The organism is Thermocoleostomius sinensis A174 (assembly GCF_026802175.1).
GTDB lineage: Bacteria > Cyanobacteriota > Cyanobacteriia > Elainellales > Elainellaceae > Thermocoleostomius > Thermocoleostomius sinensis.
In genome coordinates this window covers 709,368-733,843 of record NZ_CP113797.1, presented here as the reverse complement: position 1 = coordinate 733,843, position 24,476 = coordinate 709,368, and the positions used below count along the sequence as shown (strand labels likewise).

Genomic DNA, 24,476 nt, shown 5'->3' with positions numbered 1-24,476 from the left:
GATCGATTTGATTGTATCGACCTTCATTGTACCGACTTCTTTGCGACAACCGCGACGATTAAGCTAAAACCTGCCGCAATAGTTGATCAATTTGGTGATTGGTATGGCTGAGGTTAAACCGCTGGCTGGCCGTTGCTTGAACGTGCTTAGCCATAGCCTGGGTTTGCGCTAGCTGGTTGCGACACATTACAACCATCTCAGCCAGTTGTTGAGGATCATTCGGTGGACACAACCATCCAGTCTGAGCATGATCGATTAGCTCAACGGCTCCACCATCGGCAGCGGCAACCACCGTTGTACCAGACAACATAGCTTCCACAATGACGCGACCAAAGGGTTCCGGTGCGATCGAAGTATGTGCTACCAAATCACACGCTGCCATCAATTGTGGAATATCTGAGCGAAATCCCAAAAACTGCACCCGAGGTTTAAGTCCTAGCATGGCAATCTGTCGCCAGAGTTGTACCTTGTAGGCTTCTTCACCAAACAGAGCGTCTCCAACCAGCAGCACTGAAACATCCTCAGGACAATAGTGTAGTGCTTCAATCAAAACATGTTGTCCTTTCCATGGAGACAAGCGACTGAAATGTCCGACCACAAAGCGATCGCCAAGCCCCAATTCTGTACGTAAACGCGATCGTTCAGACTCATCAACCAAATAAGACTCAGGTTGAAACCCGTTGTACACGACCTCAGTCAGTTCTGCTCGACCGCCAGCTTTAATAAAGGCCGCTTGGCTCGCTTTAGAGTTGGCGATGACCAGAGAGGCACAGCGATTTGCCAAGTTCACTAAAAGAGACCGATTAGTTGCACTAAAATGCTCAGCAGAAATAATGTCGTGGAGGTGATAGACCAAGGGGCGATGGCTAATTAAGCTAGCGATTGCTCCAACAATGAGGGCTTTAGGCGTATTAGCATAAATCAAGTCAAACTGGTAGCTCAGTTTTGTCACCTGAATTAAGATTGGCAGAAGCTGTCCTATTTGACCAATTCCTTGAACGGCATTGTAATCTTTGCGAATATTGATTCCTTGTTTGGATAAGACACGAACAGGAACTTGATATTGTTCAAGTATTTCCTTGAAGGTGCCATCTGAAAATAAAGCAATTAAGGAGCGATCGTGGTACGACCTTGCGATATCGAGTAAACAAAGTTCGGCGCCACCGGGTTTACCGCTTTGATCCAAAAAAAGAATTTTCATTGCAAGAAAGCTGTAATTAGCAGGTGAACTTTGCTGCGCAGCAATACAGCAAATGACTCACCTTTGAATGTGGTGATGGTTGACCCTGAAGCTACCCACTTAAAAGGCTTAGAGGTTATGTACAATTAACTCAACTATTCGCTTATTCCTGTCCTAGTCAGTGAGTCCGGAATTCACACCAATTGACAAAAAAGGATTTACGGTTTCTTTACATTGCAGCAGGTTGTTGTGCGATCGAGCAGGTGATTCACTCTCTTTTCGCTCTCTGCTTCCCCTTCGTTACAAAATCTTGACAAAAAAATGCTCGATACGCTTGTGCAGACCGATCGAGTTGGTTTATGCTATGGCGATGCTGGTTCTTTCGCAGGACGAGAGGAACGGCTGAACGGCTCAAGGTACTGGCGCTGATTAGGGAAGTTACCAGCAACCCTAACCAGCTAACCTAACTTCCTGTCGCAAGCAGGAGGCTAGGCTGTGTTGATTGTAGACCAGGTGTCTGCGATCGGCACACCTTGCTGATGCATGGTTGGGTGACCCCCATGCCTTGGGCCGTTCCTAACCCAATACAAATCATCAGCAAGGAAACGAAGAGGAACACAACCATGACTGGAGAATGGAATCGCGAATTGCCCGTTCAGGAAAGCGATCGGGTACAGATTTGGATTATCGGAACACGCGACCAAGTGATACATCAGATCAATGAGTTCTATGTGCGCAAGATTGCCACTGACCGGGTGCAGTTTACGCCGATCGTTCCGGCTCCGTTTGCCACAGGCAAGTACATGACGGTGTTGGTGCGGTAGAACGGTGAATGGGGAGTGGGGAGTGGGGAATAATGCGCTCACCCACTTACCTACTCCTTTCTTCATTCTTCATCCTTTCACATCCCTAACTTGATTTAGCATTTCAATCATTTCCCGTTCAAAAATAACTTGGGCGCGGTTGGTGCGGCCACCCACATAAAACTTGCCGTTTTCGGTTTGCAAGGCCCAAATTTGCGAGTGCGAGATGTAGCTCATGATCACGCCGACCATCAGCAGTCCAAATCCAGCATAGACTAGAGGAATGCCGGGGTCTGCTTTAATTTGCAACCCAGTGCTGCCAATGATCTGAACGATCGCCAAATCCACATCGTTGACATGGGTAGCCATGCCTTCGCGCACGGTGGAGATTAATTGCCCGTTCATGTCATACACCAGCAGTGTACCCTGAAGATCTTTAGCCACCACAGAAACGCCAGCGCTCATGTCTGGTTTGGTAGGAATCCACGTGCCCCAAAACCGTCCATTGCCGCCCGTATCCAGCAGGGCCATCGGCAGTTGCAGCACAGGGCTATTATTAAGGCGAAACTGTACGCCCGCAATGCCCCAATCAGCCTGATAGAAGGTGACACCGTTGTGACGCAGTGGTTTATTAACGTGAATGGTTTGCCGATCGATCTCCTGTCCGGCTTGATCCAGCACCGACAGATCGGAATAGAACTGATCGATTGTGCCATCGGGGGTGTAGTCAATCCAAAACCGATTCACCTTCACCGACCAATCTTTGGGAATCTGCGCCGCGGCCCACGGCCCCGCATCAAAGATATTACGCACTTGAAAGGTTTCGCCGCTGGGAACCATTTCTTGGGCAAAAAATCCGGTCATGGCCCCATATAGCGATCCTGCCAAAATCAGCAACATGCTGACATGGACGACGATCGGGCCAATTCGTCCGACAATTCCTTTGTGGGCATAGAGCTTGTTTCCTTCTTGAAAAATTTTGTAGCGGCGCTGCCGTAATAGCGGAATAAAGTGATCTAAGGAACCGCGATCGAACTCGGCGCTGAGGGCAAATTTTTCAAACTGGCGCGGTTGGCTATAGAAATTCCAGGTACGGGAAAACCAGCGCAACGCCGGCAACTGACGCTTGAAAGTGCAGGCCATGAGGCTGGAGCCAAACAATATCAACAGGGCCAAAAACCACCAGGTGCGATAGACGTGATCGAGTCCGAGGGTCAGAATTACTTTCCAGGTCAAAAATCCAAACAAGGCCGGGTCTTCGGGATAATTGGCTTGGTAAAAGGCGAGCGTTTGTCCTTGCTCGATTACGGTTCCCGTCACGCTGAATACGGCAATGGCTAACAGAAGAGCGATCGCCAAACGCAAATCGGCCAGCAGGGGAATCAGTTCTCGTTTCCAGTAGCGTTGCAATCGCTTGAGTAGCCCGATCGACGTGGTGGAGGGTGGGTCTGACGTATCAACTGCCGTGTTTTTAGAGGAGTTGTTAGACGTGTTTAAAGTCATGGATATCAAAACTGGCTGTAAAAAAGAATCATACAAAGGCTCAACTTAAACGCTGCCAGATGGGAAGAGGCGAAACAATAGCGAAAACACCCCGAATCCTACCAATAGCGCCCCACTAGCAGGCGTAATCCATCCAGACCAACGTCGCACCTCCAGCAATTTCTTGATCGATGCGGTGAAGGTTCCCGCCAAAATCAAAGGAGCGACATATCCCGCTGTATACGCTAGCAGCAACACGCTGCCCAATAGGGGATCTTGCGTGGTAGAAACCCAGGCGAGTAAGGTGGCCAGAACCGGGGTGCTGCAAGGGGAAGCCACCAACCCAAAGGTCAAGCCTATTAGGTACGATCGCACGCCTTCGGGCAAATCTTTAGAGATCCACTCTATGCCGCCCCAAGCTGGAAGTCGCAGGGGTAAGGCTTCCAGCAAGTTCAAGCCCATCAAAATCGCGATAATGCTAACGATGATGGGCAACCCAATCCCCACCTGTCCATAGATTTTGCCTGCCACCGCCGCCACAATCCCTAATGCTGCTAGAGTGGTTGCCAGTCCCAGAGCAAACCAAGTCGATTGGGCCGCTGCCTGTAGTCGAGTCCGGGTTTCGTAACCGCCAATGTACCCGATCGTGATTGGCAGCATCGACAGCATACAGGGCGTCAGGCTGGTCAATAATCCTGCCAGGAAAATAATGCCCACGCTGACGATCGTCAGGTGAGTTAACTGAGTTGAAACCACGCTATCGGCGTAGTGTTCCAATTGGTAAAGCCAGGTTTGTAACGTCTCGATCATGCGGCACTCCATAACACGGTTGCACTTTATCATTGTATCGAGGAAGGTTCGGGAGATTGGGGCAATGTAAACAAAGCGAGCGCTTTACGAACCATTAGGAGTTGCAGAATATTGGGTAATCGATGTGCGAAGTACCGAGATTCTTGCCTATGCCATGCTTCAACAGGGAAGTAAACGAATTCAAAATTCTCAGGTTTTACTGGGGCTGACCCTATTTCTTCTGGAGGCAGCCCTCGATCGCAGCCACCATGCGCTCCACTCCCCAATTGGAGCCTGGTTCCTTCAACCGTTTTAACCCTCTCCCTAATCCTATGTCCCACTCCCAACCCTTACCCCCCAACCCCCAACCCCTCACCCCCGACTTCTGGGAAGGCCGCTATCAAGAAGGCACAACTCGTTGGGATTTGGGACAACCTGCTCCACCATTTGTGACGCTGCTAGACGCTGCGGATGCTCCTAAGCCGGGACGAATTGCCGTATTGGGGGCTGGACGGGGCCACGACGCCCTCCTGTTTGCCGATCGAGGCTTTGAGGTGGTGGGGTTTGACTTTGCTCCCTCGGCGATCGAGGCAGCTACGGCAGCGGCTCAGTCTCGCGGTGTGTCAGCGCAATTTCTACAACGCGATATTTTTGACTTACCTGCTGAATTTGCCCACCAATTCGACTATGTGTTGGAACATACTTGTTATTGTGCCATTTTGCCCGAACAACGCGAAGATTATGTCTATCTGGTGCGATCGATTTTGCGGCCGCATGGTGAACTGATTGCCCTGTTTTGGGCCCACAATCGTCCCGGCGGCCCGCCCTTTGGCACCAGCCCCGACGAAATCCTCCAACGGTTTTCTCCCGCCTTTGAAATTGTGTCGATCGTGCAGCCCACCAATTCGATTGAGAGTCGTAAAGATGAAGAATACTTAGTTCGGCTTCGTGCTAAAAAATGAAGCAGCGATGTCAAACCAGCGAACTGACCAGCCAAAGTGTTCTGGTAAGCAGTGTTGCTGATACGTATTAATCGTTGTTGATACAGTAAGCGTTGCGTCCTTGAGATTTTGCTGCATATAGTGCTTGATCAGCTTTCGCAATCAACATTTTTGGAGTTGTGGTTGTCGTTGGAGTTACCGACGCAATCCCCATGCTGAGGGTGATGTAGTCGCTGACAGGTGAGCAAGCGTGAGGAATGTGAAGTTGAGCAATTTGTGTTTGAATGTTCAGTGCAACATGCCTGGCTCCCTCAAGGTTGGTATTGGGCAAAACAGCCGCAAATTCTTCTCCTCCATAACGAGCTACTAAATCACTAGGACGTTTAACGGTTTGAGCGATCGCTTGCGCAATTTGCTTCAAACAGTCATCCCCGGCTTGGTGTCCATAATGATCGTTGTAGAGCTTAAACGCATCAACGTCACAAAGAATAAGGCTCAGAGGGGTGCCATCTCGTTGAAGCTGTTGCCACTGCCAAGCAAGATATTCATCAAGATGACGACGGTTGGCAACCTGAGTTAATCCATCTAGGGAGGCTAAACGTTGCAGTTCTTGATTGGCCGACTGGAGACGTTGATAGAGGTCAGATTGATAAATCGCAATCGCAACTTGGTTCGCTAATTGCTTCAGCAAATCGATATCGGACGGTTGCCATTGTCGGGATTCAGCACACTGTTGAGCCATCAGCACGCCGCGCAAAAATTCTCCTTGCCAGACGGGTGCCACAAGGTTAGATTTCACCTGTAGATTCTGTAACAATGCACCACAGGGGGGGGCAGGTTCTGTACAGTGAATATCGGCAATCATATGCCCAGTTTGTTTGTGCAACGCGAAGCATTGTTGAATTGTAGAACAGCTATCGAACAGGGTTTGTCCCAGCAAAGAAGGCCATTCCGGACTCACGGATTCCGCCATGACAACTCCGCTGCAATCATCTTTAAAGCTGTAGAATATAACTCGATCGGTCTGTAATAGCTGGCGAATTCCAGTCACAGTTGTGTCTAAAATTTGGCTTAACTCAAGCGACTGATGAATGTTTTGAGTAATTTCTGTAATTAGTTTATATCGTTCAGCTTGTTGTTGTAGAGCTTGTTCGGCTCGCTTGCGATCGCCAATATCACGAACCATACATAACACATCATCTGTACCACTAACAATGATTCGAGCTTCCTCATGGAGAATTTCCCCTGCCACCTCTATTTCATACTCATAGATTTGCATTGTGTTGGTTTCAAACGCTTTCTCAATGTAATATAGTCTTTCTTCAGCTAAATCAGGCGGAAAGATTTCACGAAGCGATTTACCAATGCATTCATCTTTCTGTTTAAGTAGCCTAATACGGCCTGGATTCACCATATCGAGGTATACACCCTTTCGATCATAGCGAATCATTAAATCGGGAATGGCCTGAAGCACCGTCTGATTCGTCAGTTCGTTCTGCTTTCGCAGAATAGCACCAGCAAAAATGGTTCCCACCATCATGAACAGGTTGATATCTTCGGGTGACCAGGACATAGAGCGCCCAAAGGTGTGAAACCCCAATGACCCAATCAAATTGCCCTGATAGGTTAACGGAACTGCTAAAAATGAGGTAGCTCCGATCGCCCTAGCCGAAGCTCGTTCAGCCTCGGCCTCAGGTGGTAATGCTGCAATGTCTGCCACAAACAGCGGTTGCAATTGACGCATTTTCTCGATCGACCATGCAAATGTTGTCATGGAGAGACTTGAAAGGTTTTCTAACGGCGACGTGATATTGGGTGCAACCCATTCGTATATTTTTGTCGCAACTGTTTCATGATTGGTATAGAGATAAATCCAACCCCAATCAGCTTGGGCAAAGGTGGCAATCGTTTGAAGCCCCTGCTGGAGATGGGCATCTATGTCGTTCAACGGTAGATTAATGAATTCAGCCGAAAGTTGAGCCAATAGCCGTTCAAACGCATGTCGATGCTCCAGGACCTGTTCTACTTGTTTGCGATGAGTAATGTCATGAATGATGCCAATCACCCCAATGATGTTGCCTTTCGCGTCACGAAAAGGGCTGAATTTGGCGGAAGTCCAACCAGATTTACCCGTCTCTGGGATGTGGAAATAGATATCTGGAGCCGTAATCGTTTCCCCAGCAAGCGATCGAAGCAACAGTTGATAGATGCCAGTTTCTTCTAGAAATGGAAACACCTCCAGCGGTCGTTTGCCCAAAACGGTACTGGCTCGTAAACCGCTCATCTGTTCCATGGCTCGGTTCCACACCAAATAGCGAAAATCTAGTCCGTAGACAATGACACCTTCTTGGATGCTATCAATCAGGTGTTGGTTGAATTCTGCCAATTCATTGAGAGCGTTTTGGGTCTGTCTGCGTTGGGTAATATCTTCGGCAATTCCAGCAATGCGGTAGAGTTCTCCTGATTGATTCCGAATGAACGACAATCGACTGAAAATCCAGCGAATTGAGCCATCAGGTCGAATAATTCGGTATTCCTGAGAAAAGGAATCTGCTTGAGCTTGTTGCTCTAGGGCAACCACCACGCGATTACGATCTTGAGGATGAATTGAATCGAGCCAAGCTGCTGGATTTTGGTAGAGGCTCTCGCAAGAACGTCCCCAAATGGATTCGTAGGACGGGCTGATGTAAAACATTTGGCTATAGTCTGCGGCGCAAATGAAGAAAACTTCCTGAATTGTTTCAGTAATTTGGCGAAAGAGTTCTTCTTGCTCGCGCAGGGTTTGTTCTGCTTGTTTGCGATCGGTAATGTCTACAATCGCCCCAACAGCGCGATCGACGCTGCCGTCAGGGTGCAACAACAACTGGCATTGATCGCTAATCCAAACATAATGTCCCTGATCATGACGAACCCGATATTCTGCTCGGAGGCAAGAACATTCAGCCAAAGATTGCTCAATTGTGCGACGTGTGAGCGGGCGATCGTCTGGGTGAACCAAGACCAGCCATTGATCTAACGTTTGTGGCATGACAGGACCCGGATAGCCCAAAATTCGTTCTGTGTTGGCTCCCCATAGGATTTGATCGGCCTTAACATTCCACTCGTAGAGAACTTGATGACTAACTTGATCTGCCACGGCATACCGCGCCTGTAGGGCGGTTAGTTCTGCAAGTAACGCTTGTTGCTCTGTTTCAATCTGCTTGCGCTCATCAATATTTTTGATGAAGATAGATAGCCCTGTTGCATCAGGATAAACGTGAATTTCCCACCAGCGATGAAAAACCTGCTCAAACGCTTCAAAGTGAATAGGACGCCCTGTCAACATTGCCTCATGATAGTTGTGATAGATGTCAGAATCTACCAACTGCGGATATTCCTGCCACACATTTTTCCCAATCAAGTCAATCCGGGGTCTGTCAATGACGGTTTCAAGATAGTGATTGAGGTAAACAATTTTCCAGTCGCGATCGATAACTAGGAAACCATCGGTGATTCGATCGACTGCCGGAGTGGACTGAGCCGCCAACTGTGTTTCAAGTTCTGCGACGCGCAACCGCAGTTGCCTCACTTCTTCAAACAGTTCTTCACGAGACTGGCTCATATCAGCTTCCATATCTAACTTGGCTACCTGATTTACCTGAAAGCAAAATCTGGAGATCGTTCCTGCATGGACAAACCCCGCGAGTACCTATACCTACCTTCACCCTAACGAAGACCGATTTTGGAAGCGTCTTGCAGCATTGAAGAGATTGATGCCCCTATATTAGCCGTTAACTATAGATTCTTGAAAAAACTATAAATAAATCCAGAGTTTTGTACATTCATGCTTTCTAGCTTATCAGCCTAGCATTGACTTTCAAGCTCTCTTTCAGGTGAATCTCAGCAGGTACACACTCAAGCAGCAATGCTTCATAATTTTTTGCGCCCTCTACACCGTTACTCTTCTACAATTTTGTTTACCCCAATTGTGCTCACCTCTATCGTCACTCGATGAACCAGTCAATATCGTTTGTGAGAAGCCCGTTACGCTATCCGGGTGGAAAATCTAAAGCGATCGATCGAATTTTGCCGCAAATTCCTAGTGATATTACTGAATTTCGCGAGCCGTTCATCGGAGGTGGTTCGGTCTTTTTGGCAATTAGCTCGCTGCGACAGTCTACTGCATATAGTTATTGGATTAATGACTTAAATTATGATCTGTACTGTTTCTGGAAAGTCGCAAGAACAGACATCGATCGATTGTTATCGGCCATCACCGTATTGAAACAAACCTATTCTGATGGTCGTGAACTGTATACCAAATTAAAAGAACCTAAATCAGTTTCATCTGCGTTCGATCGGGCTGTTCGTTTTTTTATTATGAATCGCATTACCTTTTCTGGTGTGATGGATTCGGGCGGCTATTCTCAGCAGGCGTTTGAAACGCGATTTACTTGGTCATCAATCGATCGCCTAAGGCAAATAACGCCCTATTTGGTCAATACGAAAATCACTTGGGGAGACTATGAAAGTCTATTGCAAGCCGAGGGAAAACAAGTATTTCTGTTTCTCGATCCGCCCTACTGGAAAGCATCCAAATCCAAACTCTATGGCATTAAAGGCGATTTGCACACTTCGTTCGATCATCATCGCTTTGCTGAATGCATGAAACAATGTTCCCATCGCTGGCTGATTACCTATGACGATTCTCCAGAAATTCGAGAGCTATTTAGCTTTGCCAAGATCATAGAAGAGTGGAAGCTACAGTACGGCATGAACAACTACGGTCGCAAGTATGCGCCTAAAGGCAATGAATTATTCATCAAGAATTACTAGCAATTTTTGTGAATGCGACGATCGACAATGCTATGATTAACCTCAAGCTAGGGGTGCCTGATGCTAAATGCCAGGCTGAGATTACACCCTCGGAACCTGAGACTGGGTAATGCCAGCGAAGGGAAGCACGAGTCGAGATTTCATCTAGAGACGGGTTCGTTTCTACCTCTCATGGCTTTTTGCCTCTAGCCCTGTTAATTCTAGACTGAAGGGGTTGAAGGACACATGTCAATTGGAGCGATCGCGCTGTTAGTTACCTTGGTGACAGCCGGTATTTTTGCGCTACTAGGTCTTCTCCATGCCAGCAAGCAGGTGATTGATCTGGAAGACTATATGGTCAGCCGTAATCAGTTTGGCAGTTGGATGGCGTTTGCAACCATCGTTGCCTCTGCAATGGGGGCGTGGATTTTGTTTAGTCCGCCCGAAGTTGGTGCGACCAGTGGGCTGGTTGGCATTATTGGCTACTGTATTGGTCAAGCGACGCCAGCTGCTGTATTTGCCGGCATTGGCCCCCGCATTCGTCGGTTAATGCCATACGGGCATTCGCTGAATGAGTATGTGCTATATCGATTTGGCAACGCCATGTACGGGTTAACACTGACAATTATTGTATTTTACATGTTTATTTACTTGGCGGCCGAGTTGACAGCCATTGCCAAAGCGGTACAGATTATGGCAGATGTGCCGTTGGGCTGGACGGCGCTGGTGGTGATTACTGCTGTGTTTGTTTATACGACTTATGGCGGCTTGGGAACGACCATTTTTACCGATGCGGTTCAATTGATTGTAATCGTGCCGTTGTTGCTCCTGAGCTTGATCGTGACAGTAACTGCTCTGGGTGGGGTGGGGGTCGCGCTGGAACCTGTGCGATCGACTACGCCTGACCTGTTGTCCTTTGGCAATCTTCCTGGTATAAAATTTGGCGCAACGCTTGTGATTGCTGTATTAGCAGCAGAGATGTTTAACCAGGGAAATTGGCAGCGAATTTATGCTTGTCGCAATAATCAAGTTGTAAAGCGTTCGTTTCTAACCTCATTTTTAGTGATATTACCCATGTTGTTTATTGCTGGCTGGCTTGGTATTTTTGCGGCTGGACTAGGATTCACCGATGATCGAGCCTTCTTTTCGTTAATTCAAGCACTTTCTCTGCCAGCATGGTTCACGATCATAGTTTTAATTCTGGCGTTAGCATTGGTGATGAGCAGTCTAGATACATTGCTCAATGGCATCACTAGTGTCTTCACACTAGATTTAATTCGTTTTTTTCCACAATTACGATCGCCTGGATTGCTTCGTATTTCCCGATTTTTGGTCGTATCAATCGGGCTAATAGCGGTGCTAATTGCCGCACAAGGTTATAACGTGCTGTATTTGTTTTTGTTAGCAGACTTAGTTTGTGCAGGTGCAATTTTCCCGATTCTCTACGGGTTATATTCGTCGCAACTAACAGGTGCAGTGGCCTTCTGGAGTGCCGTCATCGGAATTGCCGCCGGAGCACTATTCTTTCCCAAACCTGATTTTAGTCCGTGGTTGGCAATTCCATTCGGTGGTGATTTACTCGTGAGCTTCAGTGTACCGCTGCTAGTATCGATGGCAATCGTCTTTGGCTGGAATACCTACGCAACGAGTACAGGACGAGTCAAATACTTTGACTTTAGCCAACTGCAAACCCGGATTCGCGCTTACACAGACGGATTAGGGATGCGGGGGCGTTGTTGAATTTAGGTATGAGACTAACACCAATCTCCTGCCAACGGGTTAGTAAACTCTACGAAGACAAGGTGTACAGCGGAGCCGATCGAATCCAATCGGCCGTTGTCCCTGATTTTGCCCTCGCCCCAATGGAAATCTTGGCTTGAACGTCACCATTAAACCCCAGAAGAGGTAATTGCCTTGAATTTGCTACTCTGAATATCAGATTCTTGTTGAATTCAAGGTTGAATCGAGGTTGAACTCATGCCATCCGACGCTTCCTCTCCCGATGCTCGCCCATTTGCCGATCGCTATCTTGCTGTAATCAATCAAATTGTGGAAATTACGCTGAAAGGCAAACTGCGGTCTAAAGAACAAATCTATCAACAGTTGGTTCAGGATGTGGAGGCTGGAACCGGAGAAATCTTTGAGCGCTGTTTGGCAACCCGCTTTGAGGAAACACAAACTCAGCTTCAAATAGACGATGAACTAAAACAAGCAAAAGCAACTCGCATTCTACGAGCGTTACAGGCAATTCAAGGAGAATGGGAGCGTTACCAAAAAGAACAACACCTGACGGCAGCCGTATCTACTGCTACTCGATCGATTATAGAATCTTCTTCGGAAGATACATTAGTAACTTGGCTAGATTGGGTTGATCCAAATCAGACAAATGCATTGAGTACTGATCAGTTAAAGGCACTGGTACAGTCATTAAATCAATCAATTTCAACAAAAAAGATTGAACAACCGCAAGTCATTCAGCAACTTGTCGCTGGGATTGATAGCGGGCTAGCAACTCAACAACGCTTGGAAGATCATGTGATTCGCTGGATCTATGACGTACCTACGGCAATCGGATTTGAAGGTACACCCAGTCAGTGGGGTCCATGGAAACTCTGGGCTGAGCAGGTGACAAGCCCGTTGCCCAAGCAGTTGTTTCAAGTCATTACCACTAATCAATCAATTGAAGAAACCATTCAGCGTCAATCAACGATTGCAGTGCGGGATTGGGTGGAATTAGTAATTGTTTTGCAGTTTTTGCAGCGAGGCTTAGTGACTTGGTTTGAAAAGCAACCCTATGATTCCAAATGGGGGACTAAGCAATCGGTTGCTACATTTCTGACGTTTGCTGTGATCTGGAATCAGTTGTCGTTGGGGTTTGAGCGCGCCAGTTCGCTTAGTCCAGACGATCGCCACCGTCTGTCTCAAGGCTGTTTTCAGATGATGTTGCAAATTCTGCGTCGCTTTTCCCAGCAGCCCTATTTCCCGATGTACGGAGGGGTGTTTGCTTTGTTTGGCGGCAACGACTTGAAAGAAACGCTGAATTATCTGGATGAACCACTGCGACAGGTGCCTGGAACCCAAGAAAAAGCACGCATTTTGACGCTGTTGGGCTATTCTCGCCGCGCATTGGGCGATTACGATCGCGCAATTGAATTCCATCAACAAGCCCTAGACATTGCTCGCTCTGCGACCGACCAAGCCTGTGAGATTGCTAACCTCAACCACCTCAGTCGTATCTATGTCGCGCAAAAAGACTATACAGAAGCGATCGGCTACAGCCAGCGAGCGCTGGTGTTGGCGCGGCAGGTGGGCGATCGATTGGGAGAAGCCAATGCGTTGACTAATCTTGGCTACAGCGAAATTGTTTCGGCTCGGCAGCTAGAACACATTGACCCAGACGAATACGAATTACCGATTAGCTATTTACAACAAGGCTTGCAGCTTTCCGAAAAGCTGGGCGATCGGCAAAGTCAATCGCTGTGCTATCACAGCCTCGGCATTGCCTATGTGTTAATTGAGCAACCTCAAGCGGCGATTCCTTACCTGGAAAAAGGCTTTCAAGCCGCCCAAAAGTCTGGTGATTTATATCTGCAAGGACTGAACCTGCTCTATCTAGCCGAAGCTCACTACAGCTTAGGACATCGCGAACAAGCTCTGTTTGCAGCGTTCGTCAGCATGTATCTGCTGGAACAGATTCAAGCCAATGAGTGGCGACAGGCGGCCGGGCTACTGACTATTCTTGAGGGACAACTGGGCGATACCTTTCAAACCATGCGATCGCAGTATCGATCGGCCATTGTTCCCATCATTGGCGTGGATGGATACGATCACTTGCCGGTGTTGCTGGAACACTATAAACAATCCCTAGGCTAAGGCTCATTAATGACCTCTAATCGAGCCGTCTTAGCATGATTTACCGCGTTTGGCACAGCTAACCAGCATATCTAAAGCAACCTGCTCAAAAAGTTGCTAAGAATTCCTTAAAACGCTGTAAACTTTTATTAAGACACTTTTAATAACAATTTAGGTTGATGGCAATGAACACTCGTCTTGGCTTTGGCAAACCCCCGGCTCCTCCCAAGCCGTCTAAGCGATCGACTCAGCGGGCTGAGGCTGCTAAGCAGTTAGATCAAATGCGATCGGACAATTTTCCAGAGTATGAAGTCTACATTCGCATTCAGGGCAAAAAGCACTGGTATCCAGTGGGTGCGATCGCAGTAAAACGTTCTAACCAAATCAACCAAGCAATCTTTGGTAGCCAAGATGAGCTAGTGCAAGGAGCCGTTCGCCTCTATCCGGTATTGCGCAAGCACCAGCAGCAGTTGGAGTATGGCTATCGGCTAAAGGAATATAAAGATGAACCCATTCAACTAGCCGTTCCCCCTAGCGCCAGCCCTAACGGTATTCAAGGGCTTGTGGCTCAAATTAGTACTCGAGTGCAATCGGTATTTAATCGACCATCCTGAGCGATTGCCCGCTAGAAGCCGTGATTTAGTGCAACAAAATTTTTTCAGTAAAACTAAATGGGACAACTGGAACGCTTGATCCTCATGGCAGAGGATGAGTTAACACAATACAGTACTGACGCCCGCAAGATTGAAAAGCTTCGACAAAAAATTGGTCTATCAGTGCCACTCACAGAGCAACGGCAGATCAAAGCTACAGCAATCCGAAATGCCCACAGATGCTTTGAGCCAATTAGTCGAAAACCAGCGACAAACAGTAGCGCTGCCGTTTTGGGGTGTTGCAGGACTCAGCTTGCTTTTGGGAATTGCTCTGTTTCAGCCATTAGATTTCGTCATTACAGCGGCAGCAGGCTATGCAGCTATTAAACTGCAACAGTGGGGTTGGCGACTTCAGGCAAAACGTTTAGTGATTCAAACACTAGAAGACATTGAACAACGGATTCAAAACCCAACCGACTAGCTATCCAGCGCAACGCTGCTGAAGAATTTACGTTGTATTTATTAACCATTCTTGCTACTTTGTATGCGATCGATGTCATTCGGCTACGCACCCAGCAAAGCAGACAGGTCGGCAAGTCGAATGTTAGGTTGTGTCCTTTGACACCGATCGGCGCGAAGCACAATAGAAGCACTATAATAGTTCGTCATACTTACGTGAGTCGCTGATCTTGGATAGAGACATTGGTTAGAAGATATAAACGTCGATCGCGCCGCCCGTCTCTTTTCTGTCTACTGCTCAGGGCTGTTGTCACATTGGCAATTGCTGCGACTGGGTTGTCGCTGTTGTTGGTTCTCCCGTGGCGTTGGGTGCCACCTCCTACCAGTAGTTTTATGCTGCAAACCTATTTTGCTACAGAAGCAAGGCAGCCTTACGCCTACATCTGGCAGCCCTATCCAAATATCTCGCCCTATATGCCTCTAGCGGCGATCGCCTCTGAAGATCAGCGATTTCCTACTCATCGCGGCTTTGATCTAACCGAATTGGAACGGGCTGTTGAAGACTATCAACGAGGAGAAGAATTACGCGGAGCCAGCACCATTACTCAACAAGTCGCTAAAAATTTGTATCTTTGGTCAGGGCGCAGCTTAATTCGCAAAGGGTTGGAAGCCTGGTTTACCGTATTGATCGAGTGGCTATGGTCAAAGCAACGCATTCTAGAGATTTATCTAAACATTGCCCAGTTTGGCCCAGCCGTATTTGGAGTTGAAGCGGCCAGCCAGCAATTTTATGGTAGGTCTGCGAGTGACCTCACTCCCGAAGCAGCGGCGGCTTTGGCGGCTGTGTTACCTGCCCCATCGGTTTATCAAGTGAATCCACCTTCTTCAGCAGTGGTGCAGCGCCAACGCTGGATTTTGCAACAGATGGAACAATTGGGTGGGTTGGATTATTTGCAAACACTTGAACAGGTGCCAGAGGAGGGATAAATGCTCTGGTTAAATTTGCTCTATTACGACGGGTATTTTCTAGACAGAATAAGAGTATCTCTTCTCACTCTTTTTTACTGTCATGGCCCAGTCACCTAAAGGTCGCCTTGTTTGGAACCACTCAACACATATTGCTGGGTTAATTGCTGTCTTAGAACGATTAACTGAAGTAGAGGGAATTTCTACCATTACTCCAGCGGTGATTGGCCCTGCTCGATCGAAACATCCAGCTTTGCAGCTTAAGGTATCGGTTCCTATTCGGGGTGGCTTCAAGGTGATTGCCCGCAAAGGTAAATCTGTGCAAGAAGTTTTTGTGCTCACCACTCTTAGCAAAGAAGCCTTAGAAAAGGCGATCGATCAGGCCATGATGCAGTAGGAATACCCTAGTTGAGCTTTGATGTCTTCCTTCTTTCGCGAATGCTGCTATTCCCAAACAATTACAGGGAATTCTAGAGTAGCAGTCATTTTTCAAGTCTTTGACAGGCTCAACCATGTCAAACCTCATCGTTTTCGTAGAACCCCGGTTGGCTCAGACAGGAACCCAAGCTCAATCCGGAGCCTCTCCATTGCAAAATCCTTGGACAATTACATCAGGGCTGCTGCTATTACTGCTGCTCGGTTTGGCCGTATATACCAAAGTGTCAACGGCTAAGTTAGAGAAGCAAAAACGATTTGAAGAATTTAAGAACCGAGAACTTCAAAAAAAGCTGAAATTTGCGCTAAATACCATCAGTAAGATGGAAAAAAATCCAGATTTGATTCACTCGCGGGAGTTTAATCTAGATTACTTAAAGATGAGAATGGAAGAAGAACAATTCCACTTCATCATCATGAATCAAATTAAAATCAAGGTCAAAGAAAAAATTTCGATCGCCCTACGTCCTAACCAAGCGGAACAGGGTTTGCTGGGGATTGCTAGCACTGGCCGACAGGTGGATGAAATTTTTGATGTGGAATATGATCCGTCCAATTCTCCCAAAGGATTGAAGCGCGTTTTATTTCGTATTCAAGTGAAGCTAACCAAACTACCAACTCAGCCGTCCTCAGCCACTATCAGCCAAATTATTGAGTGTATGCAGCGATTTATGAGCCAAAACCATGACAATTGGCAACCAACGATCCAAGGACGCATTGTGTCCATGCATTGGGATCAGAAAGCAAAACCAACGCCATTGCTCGTGCTTGAGCAGTCGAATGAAGGCGTAAATGTCACATTTCGCACAACGCGCATGGTGGAAGGCTAAGATCCCAACTCAGCCCCCTGCAACCAAGCCTGATCACTCCAGATCGTAGCCTGCGATAATTAAGGGACAAAATGCTGTCCTCCATGAGTAGTGCAACGATGGCTTTAGTTAGGGTGGGATTGGTGGGTACGGGATATGCAGCCAAGCGGCGGGCGGAAGCCTTTCAAGCGGATGCTCGATCGCAATTAGTGGCTGTAGCAGGGCATACCTGCGACAAAACCCAAGCCTTTGCCCAAACCTATGCCGCCGAAGCTAGCCCAACGTGGCAAGATCTGGTGACACGATCGGATATTGATTTGGTGGTGGTGGCAAACGTGAATCGCGAGCATGGTCGGGTGGTGCGCTCAGCGTTGCAGGCGGGTAAGCATGTGGTGGTTGAGTATCCGCTGACGCTGGATGTAGCAGAGGCAGAAGCGTTGGTGCAATTGGCGGACTCTCAAGCCAAGCTGCTACATATTGAGCATATTGAACTGCTGAGCGGCATTCACCAAACGGCTAAAGCGGCGCTACCGCAAATTGGGACACCGTTCTATGTGCGCTACAACAGCCTCAATTCGCAGCATCCGGCTCCCAAAAAATGGACGTACCAGTCCGATTTGTTTGGGTTTCCGTTGATCGGAGCAGTGTCTCGGATTCATCGCCTAGTCGATCTATTTGGGACGGTGGCAACGGTGAACTGTCAGTCCCGATTTTGGGGAACAAATCACTCAGAAAGCCAGTATACGGCTTGCATATGCACGGCACAGCTTCGCTTTGTCAACGGGCTTATAGCAGAGGTAATTTACGGCAAAGGAGAGGCGATTTGGCAATCGATTCGATCGCTGGAAATTCACGGTGAGCAAGGAGGTATTTTCGTGGATGGCGATCAAGGAACGCTGGTGCAGTCTGAGCGCACTCAACCGTTGGAGGTGGGCAGTCGGCGCGGTCTGTTTGCCCAAGATACAACAATGGTGCTTGATTATTTAGACCAAGGAACTCCGTTGTATGGGTCGATCGCGGCGCGTCTTCATGCCTTGCACGTGGCGGATGCGGCTCGACGATCGGCTGAAACTCAGCAGGTGATTGGGTTGGAATCTGGACAGGTAGCGCTATAAATAGTGCGTAAATATTGCTGTCGATTACTTCTCTGGAAAGGCACGGTGAACAGGTGTAGCTAATTCCGTCATTCCTTCACCGAGTAGGCATTTTTCTATGGTTGTTTTAGCCACACCTACAGCTTCGGTGGCTCCACTACCGTTGACTGATCCGGTTTATGTATTTTGTGTTTTATTACTAATTATTGGACTCGCACCGCTGATTGGAGCAAAGCTACGTCTACCACCGCTGGTGGTTTTAATCATCTTGGGCACGGTCCTCGGTACAAATGTGTTGGGAGTCTTATCTCGCGATCAACAGTTGCAGCTATTAGAAAAAATTGGGTTGCTCTACATTATGCTGCTGGCTGGAATGCAGATGGATTTGAGCAATTTGCAGCGACTGGGATCGCGAGCGTTGGTGTTCGGACTGCTTACCTTTGCGGTTCCGTTTAGCTTTGGCGTCTTGTCTGCCCATTTATTAGGCTATGCTCTGATCACTGGATTACTGCTAGGAATTATGTTTTCGCCGCATACACTAGTGTCCTATCCGATCGTGCTGCGGTTGGGCATTACGCGCCATGAAGCGGTGGGGGTTGCGGTCGGCGGTACGGTGGTTACGTCAATTTTAACGCTGACGGGGTTATCGATCGTCCAGGCCATTGCTAGCGGCGGGGTGGGCTGGCAACTATGGGCAAAGCTGCTGTTGGTGCTGCCGTTACTAGTTTTGACTGCCTTTTGGATTGTGCCTCGCTTGGGTCGGCGGATTCTGCAATCGACAACGCAACTAGACGCTAATGCGCTGGTGCCACAGTTTATTTTTGTTTTAACGTGTCTGTTTGTGATCGCCTCGGCGACGTTACTGCTGGGCATTGACTCGATCGTTGGGGCGTTCATTGCCGGATTAGCGCTGAATTCTGTGGTTTCCAAGCATCCTGTTTTAATGAAACAAGTGGAATTTGTCGGCAATAGTGTGTTTATTCCCTGCTTTTTGATTTCGGTGGGCGTACTGTGTAATCCTACTGTTCTGATTCAACATCCAGAAAATTTGGGACTAGCGGCGATCGTCATTATCTGTGCAGTAGGGGCTAAGTTTTTGGCGGCGGGCATAGCGGGCACGGTGTTCAAGTATTCATTAGCGGAAATCATGACAATGCTTGGGCTGACTATGTCACGGGCAGCGTTGGTGCTTGTGGTGGCGCTATATGGCATGAAAACCGTGATTCCCGATGGAACAAATACAATTTTGAGCGAGGGATTGTTTAACGCCATCATTGCTTATATCATCGTCACCTGTTTGGTGGGGCCACTTGTCACCAATACCTTTGGTCAACGGCTTGCGCTAGCGGAACAATCGCAACCGTCTTATCAAGATGTTGGATAGATTACAAGGGGTAAAAAGCTGGTCATACCAACTCTTTGTCATGCTGCATTGCATTCACTCTACCGCCTGCAACTCTTTCCCCTAACCAGAGGAGGTCGAGAGGGGTTGGGCTGATGTGCCACCTGACAGAGAATTGGTATTACTCACCGTGCCCTGCCGAATCGATTTAACCCTTTTTAAATAAATTTCCAACTTGCTACCCTTCCGTTGTTACACTTTGGCGAGTTGGGGCGGTTTGGCTATTGACAGTCGGCTGCTTCTTGGTAAACGACAGCTTGTGATCGGCAACGTCTACAACGATCGTATCGCCTTCGATAAAGGTATTCTCCAAAATTTTTGTGGCGATCGGGTTTTCAATTTCCTTTTGAATGGCTCGTTTCAACGGGCGGGCCCCATACACCGGATCATAGCCAACATCAGCCACATAATTTTGGGCCGCCACGCTCAGTTCCAGCCCAATCTTTTGATCGGACAACAATCGCCGCACTCGCTGAAGTTGTAACCCAACAATTTGCCGCAGTTCTTTAAGGCTAAGGGCGTGGAACAGAATAATATCATCAACGCGATTGAGGAATTCTGGGCGAAAATGACCGCGAAGGGCATTCATCACCCGCCGCTGCATCTCGTCGTATTTTGTATCATCCCCCGACACATCTAAAATGTATTCACTGCCAATATTGCTGGTCATCACCACGATCGTGTTGCGACAATCAGCCACTCGACCTTGTGAATCAGTAATGCGACCATCATCCAGCAGTTGCAGCAAGATGTTAAACACATCAGGATGGGCTTTTTCCACCTCGTCCAGCAGCAACACCGAATAGGGATGCCGACGAATTGCTTCCGATAGCTGTCCACCTTCTTCATAGCCGACATAACCCGGCGGGGCACCCACCAACCGCGCTACGGAGTTTTTCTCCATATATTCCGACATGTCTAACCGCACCAAGGCATCATCGGTGTCAAACAGGCATTCCGCCAGTGCGCGCGCCAGTTCAGTTTTGCCAACGCCCGTCGGACCCAGGAACATGAACGAACCGATCGGTCGTCCCAGGTCTTTCATGCCGGCCCGTGCCCGTCGAATTGCCGCTGCTACCGCTTCTACGGCTTCTTGTTGCCCAATCACCCGCTGGTGTAAATAGCTTTCCAGTTGCAGCAGCTTTTGCCGCTCCGACTCCATCAGTCGATTGACCGGAATGCCCGTCCACTTGGCGACAATTTCGGCAATGTCGGCTTCTGTCACCTGTTCGCGCAATAGGCTGGCTCCCCGGTTTTGCACTTCGATCAAGGTGGCTTCCTTGGCTTCCAGTTCGCGATGCACCGTTTCCAGCCGCCCATACTTCAGTTGCGCCGCTGTGTTCAAGTCGTAATCGCGTTCTGCTTTTTCAATTTGTCGCCGCAGTTGCTCTTCTTCTTCTTTCAAGACATTAATTGCCGCAATCAAGTCTTTCTCGGATTCCCACTGAGAAGTAAGACGGTTTTGCTGCTGCTTCAACGCATCAATTTCTTGCTCAATTTTGTCGAGTCGATCGCGGGCGGTACGATAGACGCCAATCAACACCGAGGATTGTCCCTCGCCTTCCAGGGAGAGTTTTTCCATTTCCAATTGAATGAGTCGGCGTTCGATCGTCTCGAGTTCGACTGGTTTAGAGGTGATTTCCATTTTCAGCTTAGCTGCGGCTTCGTCTACCAGGTCAATGGCTTTGTCCGGCAAGAAGCGATCGGAAATATAGCGATCGGATAGGGTGGCCGCTGCTACCAAGGCCGAATCGGCAATTTTAACGCCATGATGCACTTCGTAGCGTTCCTTCAACCCGCGCAAGATGGAAATGGTGTCTTCTACGGTCGGCTGTCCTACGACTACCTGCTGAAACCGGCGTTCAAGCGCAGCGTCTTTCTCGATGTGCTTGCGGTATTCGTCCAGGGTAGTAGCACCAATACAGCGCAGTTCACCCCGCGCCAGCATGGGCTTGAGCAAATTGCCCGCGTCCATTGTGCCTTGGGCGGTTCCGGCTCCTACTACCGTGTGCAGTTCGTCAATAAACAGTACAATTTGCCCTTCGGAATTGGTGACTTCCCGCAGCACGGCCCGCAGGCGGTTTTCAAACTCCCCGCGATATTTGGCTCCGGCAATCAGCGATCCCATATCCAGGCTAATTAAGCGCCGATTTTTCAGCGATTCTGGTACATCGCCGTTAATAATGCGCTGGGCCAAAGCTTCGGCGATCGCCGTTTTGCCTACCCCTGGTTCACCAATTAAAACAGGATTATTTTTAGTACGACGCGAAAGCACCTGTACCACCCGGCGAATTTCTTCATCTCGTCCAATCACCGGATCAAGTCTGCCTGCCCGGGCCAATTCTGTTAGATCACGTCCGTATTTTTCCAGCGCTTCATAGCCAGTCTCTGGGTTACGATCTTTCACCTTTTGCGAACCACGGGCCGATTTAATTGCCGCTTCCAGTTGCCGATGATCAACATCTCGAAACAACCGGCGACCAATGCGATCGTCCTCAGCTAGCGCCAGCAGAATGTGTTCATTGGAAATATAGTCATCCTGCATGGTTTTGCGAGCCACTTCTGCCTTGTCTAGCAGAATATCTAACCCCTGCCCCAAGTACAGCTTGTTGTCGTAAGTCACACGGGGCTGTCGCTGGGCAAATCGATCAAGTTCTTGCCGAAACCACGTTGGATCGACACCTGCCTTTCCCAGCAGCGTGGTTGTTAGCCCCTCTTGTTCTAACAGGGCGATTGCCAAATGTTCGACCTCTAAGTTTTGGTGGCGAAATCGCCGAGCGACATCCTGGGACTTCACGATCGCGTCCCAAGCTTTCTCCGTAAATTTACTTTCGTCAGTGGGCTGCATACGCTAACAGGGGTGATCGGAACAGATCAAACAGATCAAACAATCAGAATAAGTCACGCAAAGAGCAAACCAGGGAGCTAAGGACAGAAAAGCCGCTAAAGCCTTAGAGCCTCAGCGCTTTCAGTATAACAATCGTTGACCAAGTTCCTGACCGACCGAAAGATACAGTCAACCTTGCTCAACCGAGGGCTGCATGGTTTCTTTCAGATTAGTTCAGATGCAAGGATTCGGCTAGCGGGGGGCGATCGTCAAACTAGCTGGCCGGCTAAAATCGCCTGATACCGATACTCCGCGCTGATTGGCATGTAGATGTCGCACAACTAGGTACAGCGTTTCCAACTTGTCGGTGGCTCCCATACGTTCTGCCAACTCCGTCAAAGACAGGGGTTGTCCAGCTTTATCGAGGGTTGTCACCAGTTGCCGTTGTAGGTCTAATACCCCCGCCGCTGCTTTTTTGCCGGCTTCTACCCCCGGTTGGTGATAGGCATTGATGTTGACCAACGAGGCATAGAATCCAACGGCTCGCTCATAAAGCGCAATCAACGCGCCTACCGTTCGGGGGGTGACACTGGGAATGGTGACAGTGATCGAATCCCGCTGGTTGTCATATAGAGCTTGGCGAGTGCCCTGCAATAGCCCAGATAAAAAATCGCCGCTTGTTGCGCCTGGTTCCACTTCAACCGATTCGCCGTTGCGATCGTGCAGCACCTCAATAAAGGTGACAAAGAAATTGGGCACGCCCTCTCGCAGTTGTTGCACATAGGCATGTTGATCCGTCGAGCCTTTGTTGCCATAGACGGCAATGCCCTGATAGACGGTGTTGCCATCGAGGTCTTTTTCCTTACCCAGCGACTCCATCACTAACTGTTGCAGATAGCGCGAAAACAGCAACAAGCTGTCTTTGTAGGGCAGCATTACCATGTCTTTTTCGCCCTTGCCGTTACCGATAAAATACCAACACAGCGCCAGCATGGCCGCCGGATTGCCGTTAATTTTGGGCACGCGCGTCGCCGCATCCATGTCTTTGGCCCCTGCCAGCATGGCGTCGATATCAATCCCTTGCAGGGCCGCTGGCAATAGCCCCACGGCTGACATTTCTGAAGTGCGCCCTCCTACCCAATCGTGCATGGGAAAAATATCCAGCCAACCTTCGGTTTGTGCCAGTTTTTCAAAGCGACTGCCAATGCCAGTGACTGCAACGGCGTGTTGCGCAAAGTTGAGACCTTGCCGTTCATAGGCATGTTTTACTTCCACCATGCCATTGCGGGTTTCGGGCGTGCCACCAGATTTTGAGGTGATGATTACGAGCGTGGTGGCTAAGCGATCGTTCAATTGCGCCAAAACTCGATCGATTCCTGCTGGATCGGTGTTGTCAATAAAGTGAATAGCCATTGGTGCATCAATTGCCCCCAGGGCTTCGGCGACAAATTGTGGTCCCAACGCTGACCCACCAATACCAACAGACAGAATATCGGTAAACTTGGGTGCATCTGGTGGGTGAATGTCGCCACGGTGCACCTTTTGGGCAAACGTATGAATCTTTTCTAAGGTCGAGGTAATATCGTGCTTTAGTTCCGCTGTAGGAGCCAGATCGGGGTCACGCAACCAGTAGTGTCCTACCATGCGGTCTTCATCTGGGTTGGCGATCGATCCAGCTTCTAGCTCGGCCATGGCTTGAAACGCCTGCTCAAACTTTGGCTGCATCTGCGCCACAAAACTATCGTCGAACCGAACACGACTGACATCAAGAAACAGTCCTAATCCTTCGTGGTGATAGAGCCAATCCTGGTAGCGTTGCCATAGTGCTGTCGCGTCCATAACAGTCCTCAACCTACGTGTGACATCACCAGTTTACAGACTGTGTCAACGTCTCCGTCGATAAGGAATAACTTTTTGCAGATTTTGCGTGATGGACGGGAGTGTACTCCTAAAAAGCAGAGGAATGGAAAGGAGTTAGAAATAGACGGGTAGGATGAATCAGTCACAGCCAATCCTAACCTTAATCCCTAACCCCAATCCCTAATCCCTG

The 24,476-nt window shown here is 48.6% G+C and carries 19 protein-coding genes, 1 pseudogene and 1 riboswitch; of the genes and pseudogenes, 14 read left to right on the top strand and 6 right to left on the bottom strand.

All coding sequences use genetic code 11. The features are described from left to right. Positions 1-58 precede the first annotated feature (58 nt). The gene (locus OXH18_RS03120) at positions 59-1,201 is read right to left on the bottom strand and encodes a glycosyltransferase (protein WP_268610961.1); all 1,143 of its coding nucleotides are present in this window, start codon (positions 1,199-1,201) and stop codon (positions 59-61) included. Between the two features lie 602 nt (positions 1,202-1,803). Here OXH18_RS03120 and OXH18_RS03115 point away from each other — a divergent pair. Then, positions 1,804-2,004, top strand: a complete 201-nt coding sequence (locus OXH18_RS03115) for a hypothetical protein (protein WP_268609225.1) — start codon at positions 1,804-1,806, stop codon at positions 2,002-2,004. 69 nt (positions 2,005-2,073) lie between these two features. Here OXH18_RS03115 and OXH18_RS03110 read toward each other — a convergent pair whose 3' ends face one another. Beyond that, entirely contained in the window at positions 2,074-3,486 is a 1,413-nt protein-coding gene (locus OXH18_RS03110) for a cytochrome c biogenesis protein (protein ID WP_268610960.1), read from the bottom strand. 45 nt (positions 3,487-3,531) lie between these two features. Continuing rightward, a complete protein-coding gene (locus OXH18_RS03105; RefSeq protein WP_268610959.1) occupies positions 3,532-4,275 on the bottom strand; it encodes a cytochrome c biogenesis protein CcdA in 744 nt (247 codons plus the stop codon). 124 nt (positions 4,276-4,399) lie between these two features. Between OXH18_RS03105 and OXH18_RS03100 the strand changes: the two genes are divergently transcribed. Next, positions 4,400-4,570, top strand: a complete 171-nt coding sequence (locus OXH18_RS03100; protein WP_268610958.1) for a hypothetical protein — start codon at positions 4,400-4,402, stop codon at positions 4,568-4,570. A 16-nt stretch (positions 4,571-4,586) separates the two neighbouring features. Further along, entirely contained in the window at positions 4,587-5,216 is a 630-nt protein-coding gene (locus OXH18_RS03095; protein WP_268610957.1) for a methyltransferase domain-containing protein, read from the top strand. Positions 5,217-5,283: 67 nt separating this feature from the next. On the opposite strand, the gene OXH18_RS03090 is transcribed toward OXH18_RS03095, so the two are convergent. After that, entirely contained in the window at positions 5,284-8,796 is a 3,513-nt protein-coding gene (locus tag OXH18_RS03090; RefSeq protein ID WP_268610956.1) for a PAS domain S-box protein, read from the bottom strand. 401 nt (positions 8,797-9,197) lie between these two features. Here OXH18_RS03090 and OXH18_RS03085 point away from each other — a divergent pair, with 401 nt between their 5' ends. From OXH18_RS03085 to OXH18_RS03035, 11 genes and pseudogenes are all read left to right on the top strand, one after another. After that, positions 9,198-10,010: a DNA adenine methylase gene (locus OXH18_RS03085; RefSeq protein ID WP_315874656.1), complete on the top strand. Its 813-nt coding sequence runs from the start codon at positions 9,198-9,200 to the stop codon at positions 10,008-10,010. Between the two features lie 39 nt (positions 10,011-10,049). Continuing rightward, a riboswitch (TPP riboswitch) is annotated at positions 10,050-10,151 on the top strand. Between the two features lie 84 nt (positions 10,152-10,235). Then, complete coding sequence (locus OXH18_RS03080) at positions 10,236-11,729, top strand: sodium:solute symporter family transporter (protein WP_268610954.1); 1,494 nt, start codon at positions 10,236-10,238, stop codon at positions 11,727-11,729. A gap of 8 nt (positions 11,730-11,737) precedes the next feature. Beyond that, a complete protein-coding gene (locus OXH18_RS03075) occupies positions 11,738-11,869 on the top strand; it encodes a hypothetical protein (protein WP_268610953.1) in 132 nt (43 codons plus the stop codon). A 97-nt stretch (positions 11,870-11,966) separates the two neighbouring features. Beyond that, a complete protein-coding gene (locus OXH18_RS03070) occupies positions 11,967-13,862 on the top strand; it encodes a tetratricopeptide repeat protein (protein WP_268610952.1) in 1,896 nt (631 codons plus the stop codon). A 164-nt stretch (positions 13,863-14,026) separates the two neighbouring features. Next, positions 14,027-14,455: an HHL1-like protein gene (locus OXH18_RS03065; RefSeq protein WP_268610951.1), complete on the top strand. Its 429-nt coding sequence runs from the start codon at positions 14,027-14,029 to the stop codon at positions 14,453-14,455. 57 nt (positions 14,456-14,512) lie between these two features. Next, a pseudogene (locus OXH18_RS03060) lies at positions 14,513-14,915 on the top strand (hypothetical protein). 221 nt (positions 14,916-15,136) lie between these two features. Further along, complete coding sequence (gene mtgA / locus OXH18_RS03055) at positions 15,137-15,880, top strand: monofunctional biosynthetic peptidoglycan transglycosylase (RefSeq protein ID WP_268610950.1); 744 nt, start codon at positions 15,137-15,139, stop codon at positions 15,878-15,880. A gap of 82 nt (positions 15,881-15,962) precedes the next feature. Further along, the gene (locus OXH18_RS03050) at positions 15,963-16,256 is read left to right on the top strand and encodes a DUF2103 domain-containing protein (RefSeq protein WP_268610949.1); all 294 of its coding nucleotides are present in this window, start codon (positions 15,963-15,965) and stop codon (positions 16,254-16,256) included. 115 nt (positions 16,257-16,371) lie between these two features. Then, on the top strand, positions 16,372-17,124 hold the full coding sequence (locus OXH18_RS03045; RefSeq protein WP_268610948.1) for a hypothetical protein: 753 nt from the start codon (positions 16,372-16,374) through the stop codon (positions 17,122-17,124). A gap of 98 nt (positions 17,125-17,222) precedes the next feature. After that, complete coding sequence (locus OXH18_RS03040) at positions 17,223-18,218, top strand: Gfo/Idh/MocA family protein (protein ID WP_268610947.1); 996 nt, start codon at positions 17,223-17,225, stop codon at positions 18,216-18,218. Positions 18,219-18,315: 97 nt separating this feature from the next. Further along, positions 18,316-19,581, top strand: a complete 1,266-nt coding sequence (locus OXH18_RS03035; protein WP_268610946.1) for a cation:proton antiporter — start codon at positions 18,316-18,318, stop codon at positions 19,579-19,581. Between the two features lie 196 nt (positions 19,582-19,777). Here the strand turns inward: OXH18_RS03035 and clpB are convergent, their stop codons facing one another. Beyond that, entirely contained in the window at positions 19,778-22,447 is a 2,670-nt protein-coding gene (gene clpB / locus OXH18_RS03030) for an ATP-dependent chaperone ClpB (RefSeq protein ID WP_268610945.1), read from the bottom strand. Positions 22,448-22,678: 231 nt separating this feature from the next. Continuing rightward, the gene (locus tag OXH18_RS03025; protein ID WP_268610944.1) at positions 22,679-24,265 is read right to left on the bottom strand and encodes a glucose-6-phosphate isomerase; all 1,587 of its coding nucleotides are present in this window, start codon (positions 24,263-24,265) and stop codon (positions 22,679-22,681) included. Positions 24,266-24,476: the final 211 nt, after the last annotated feature.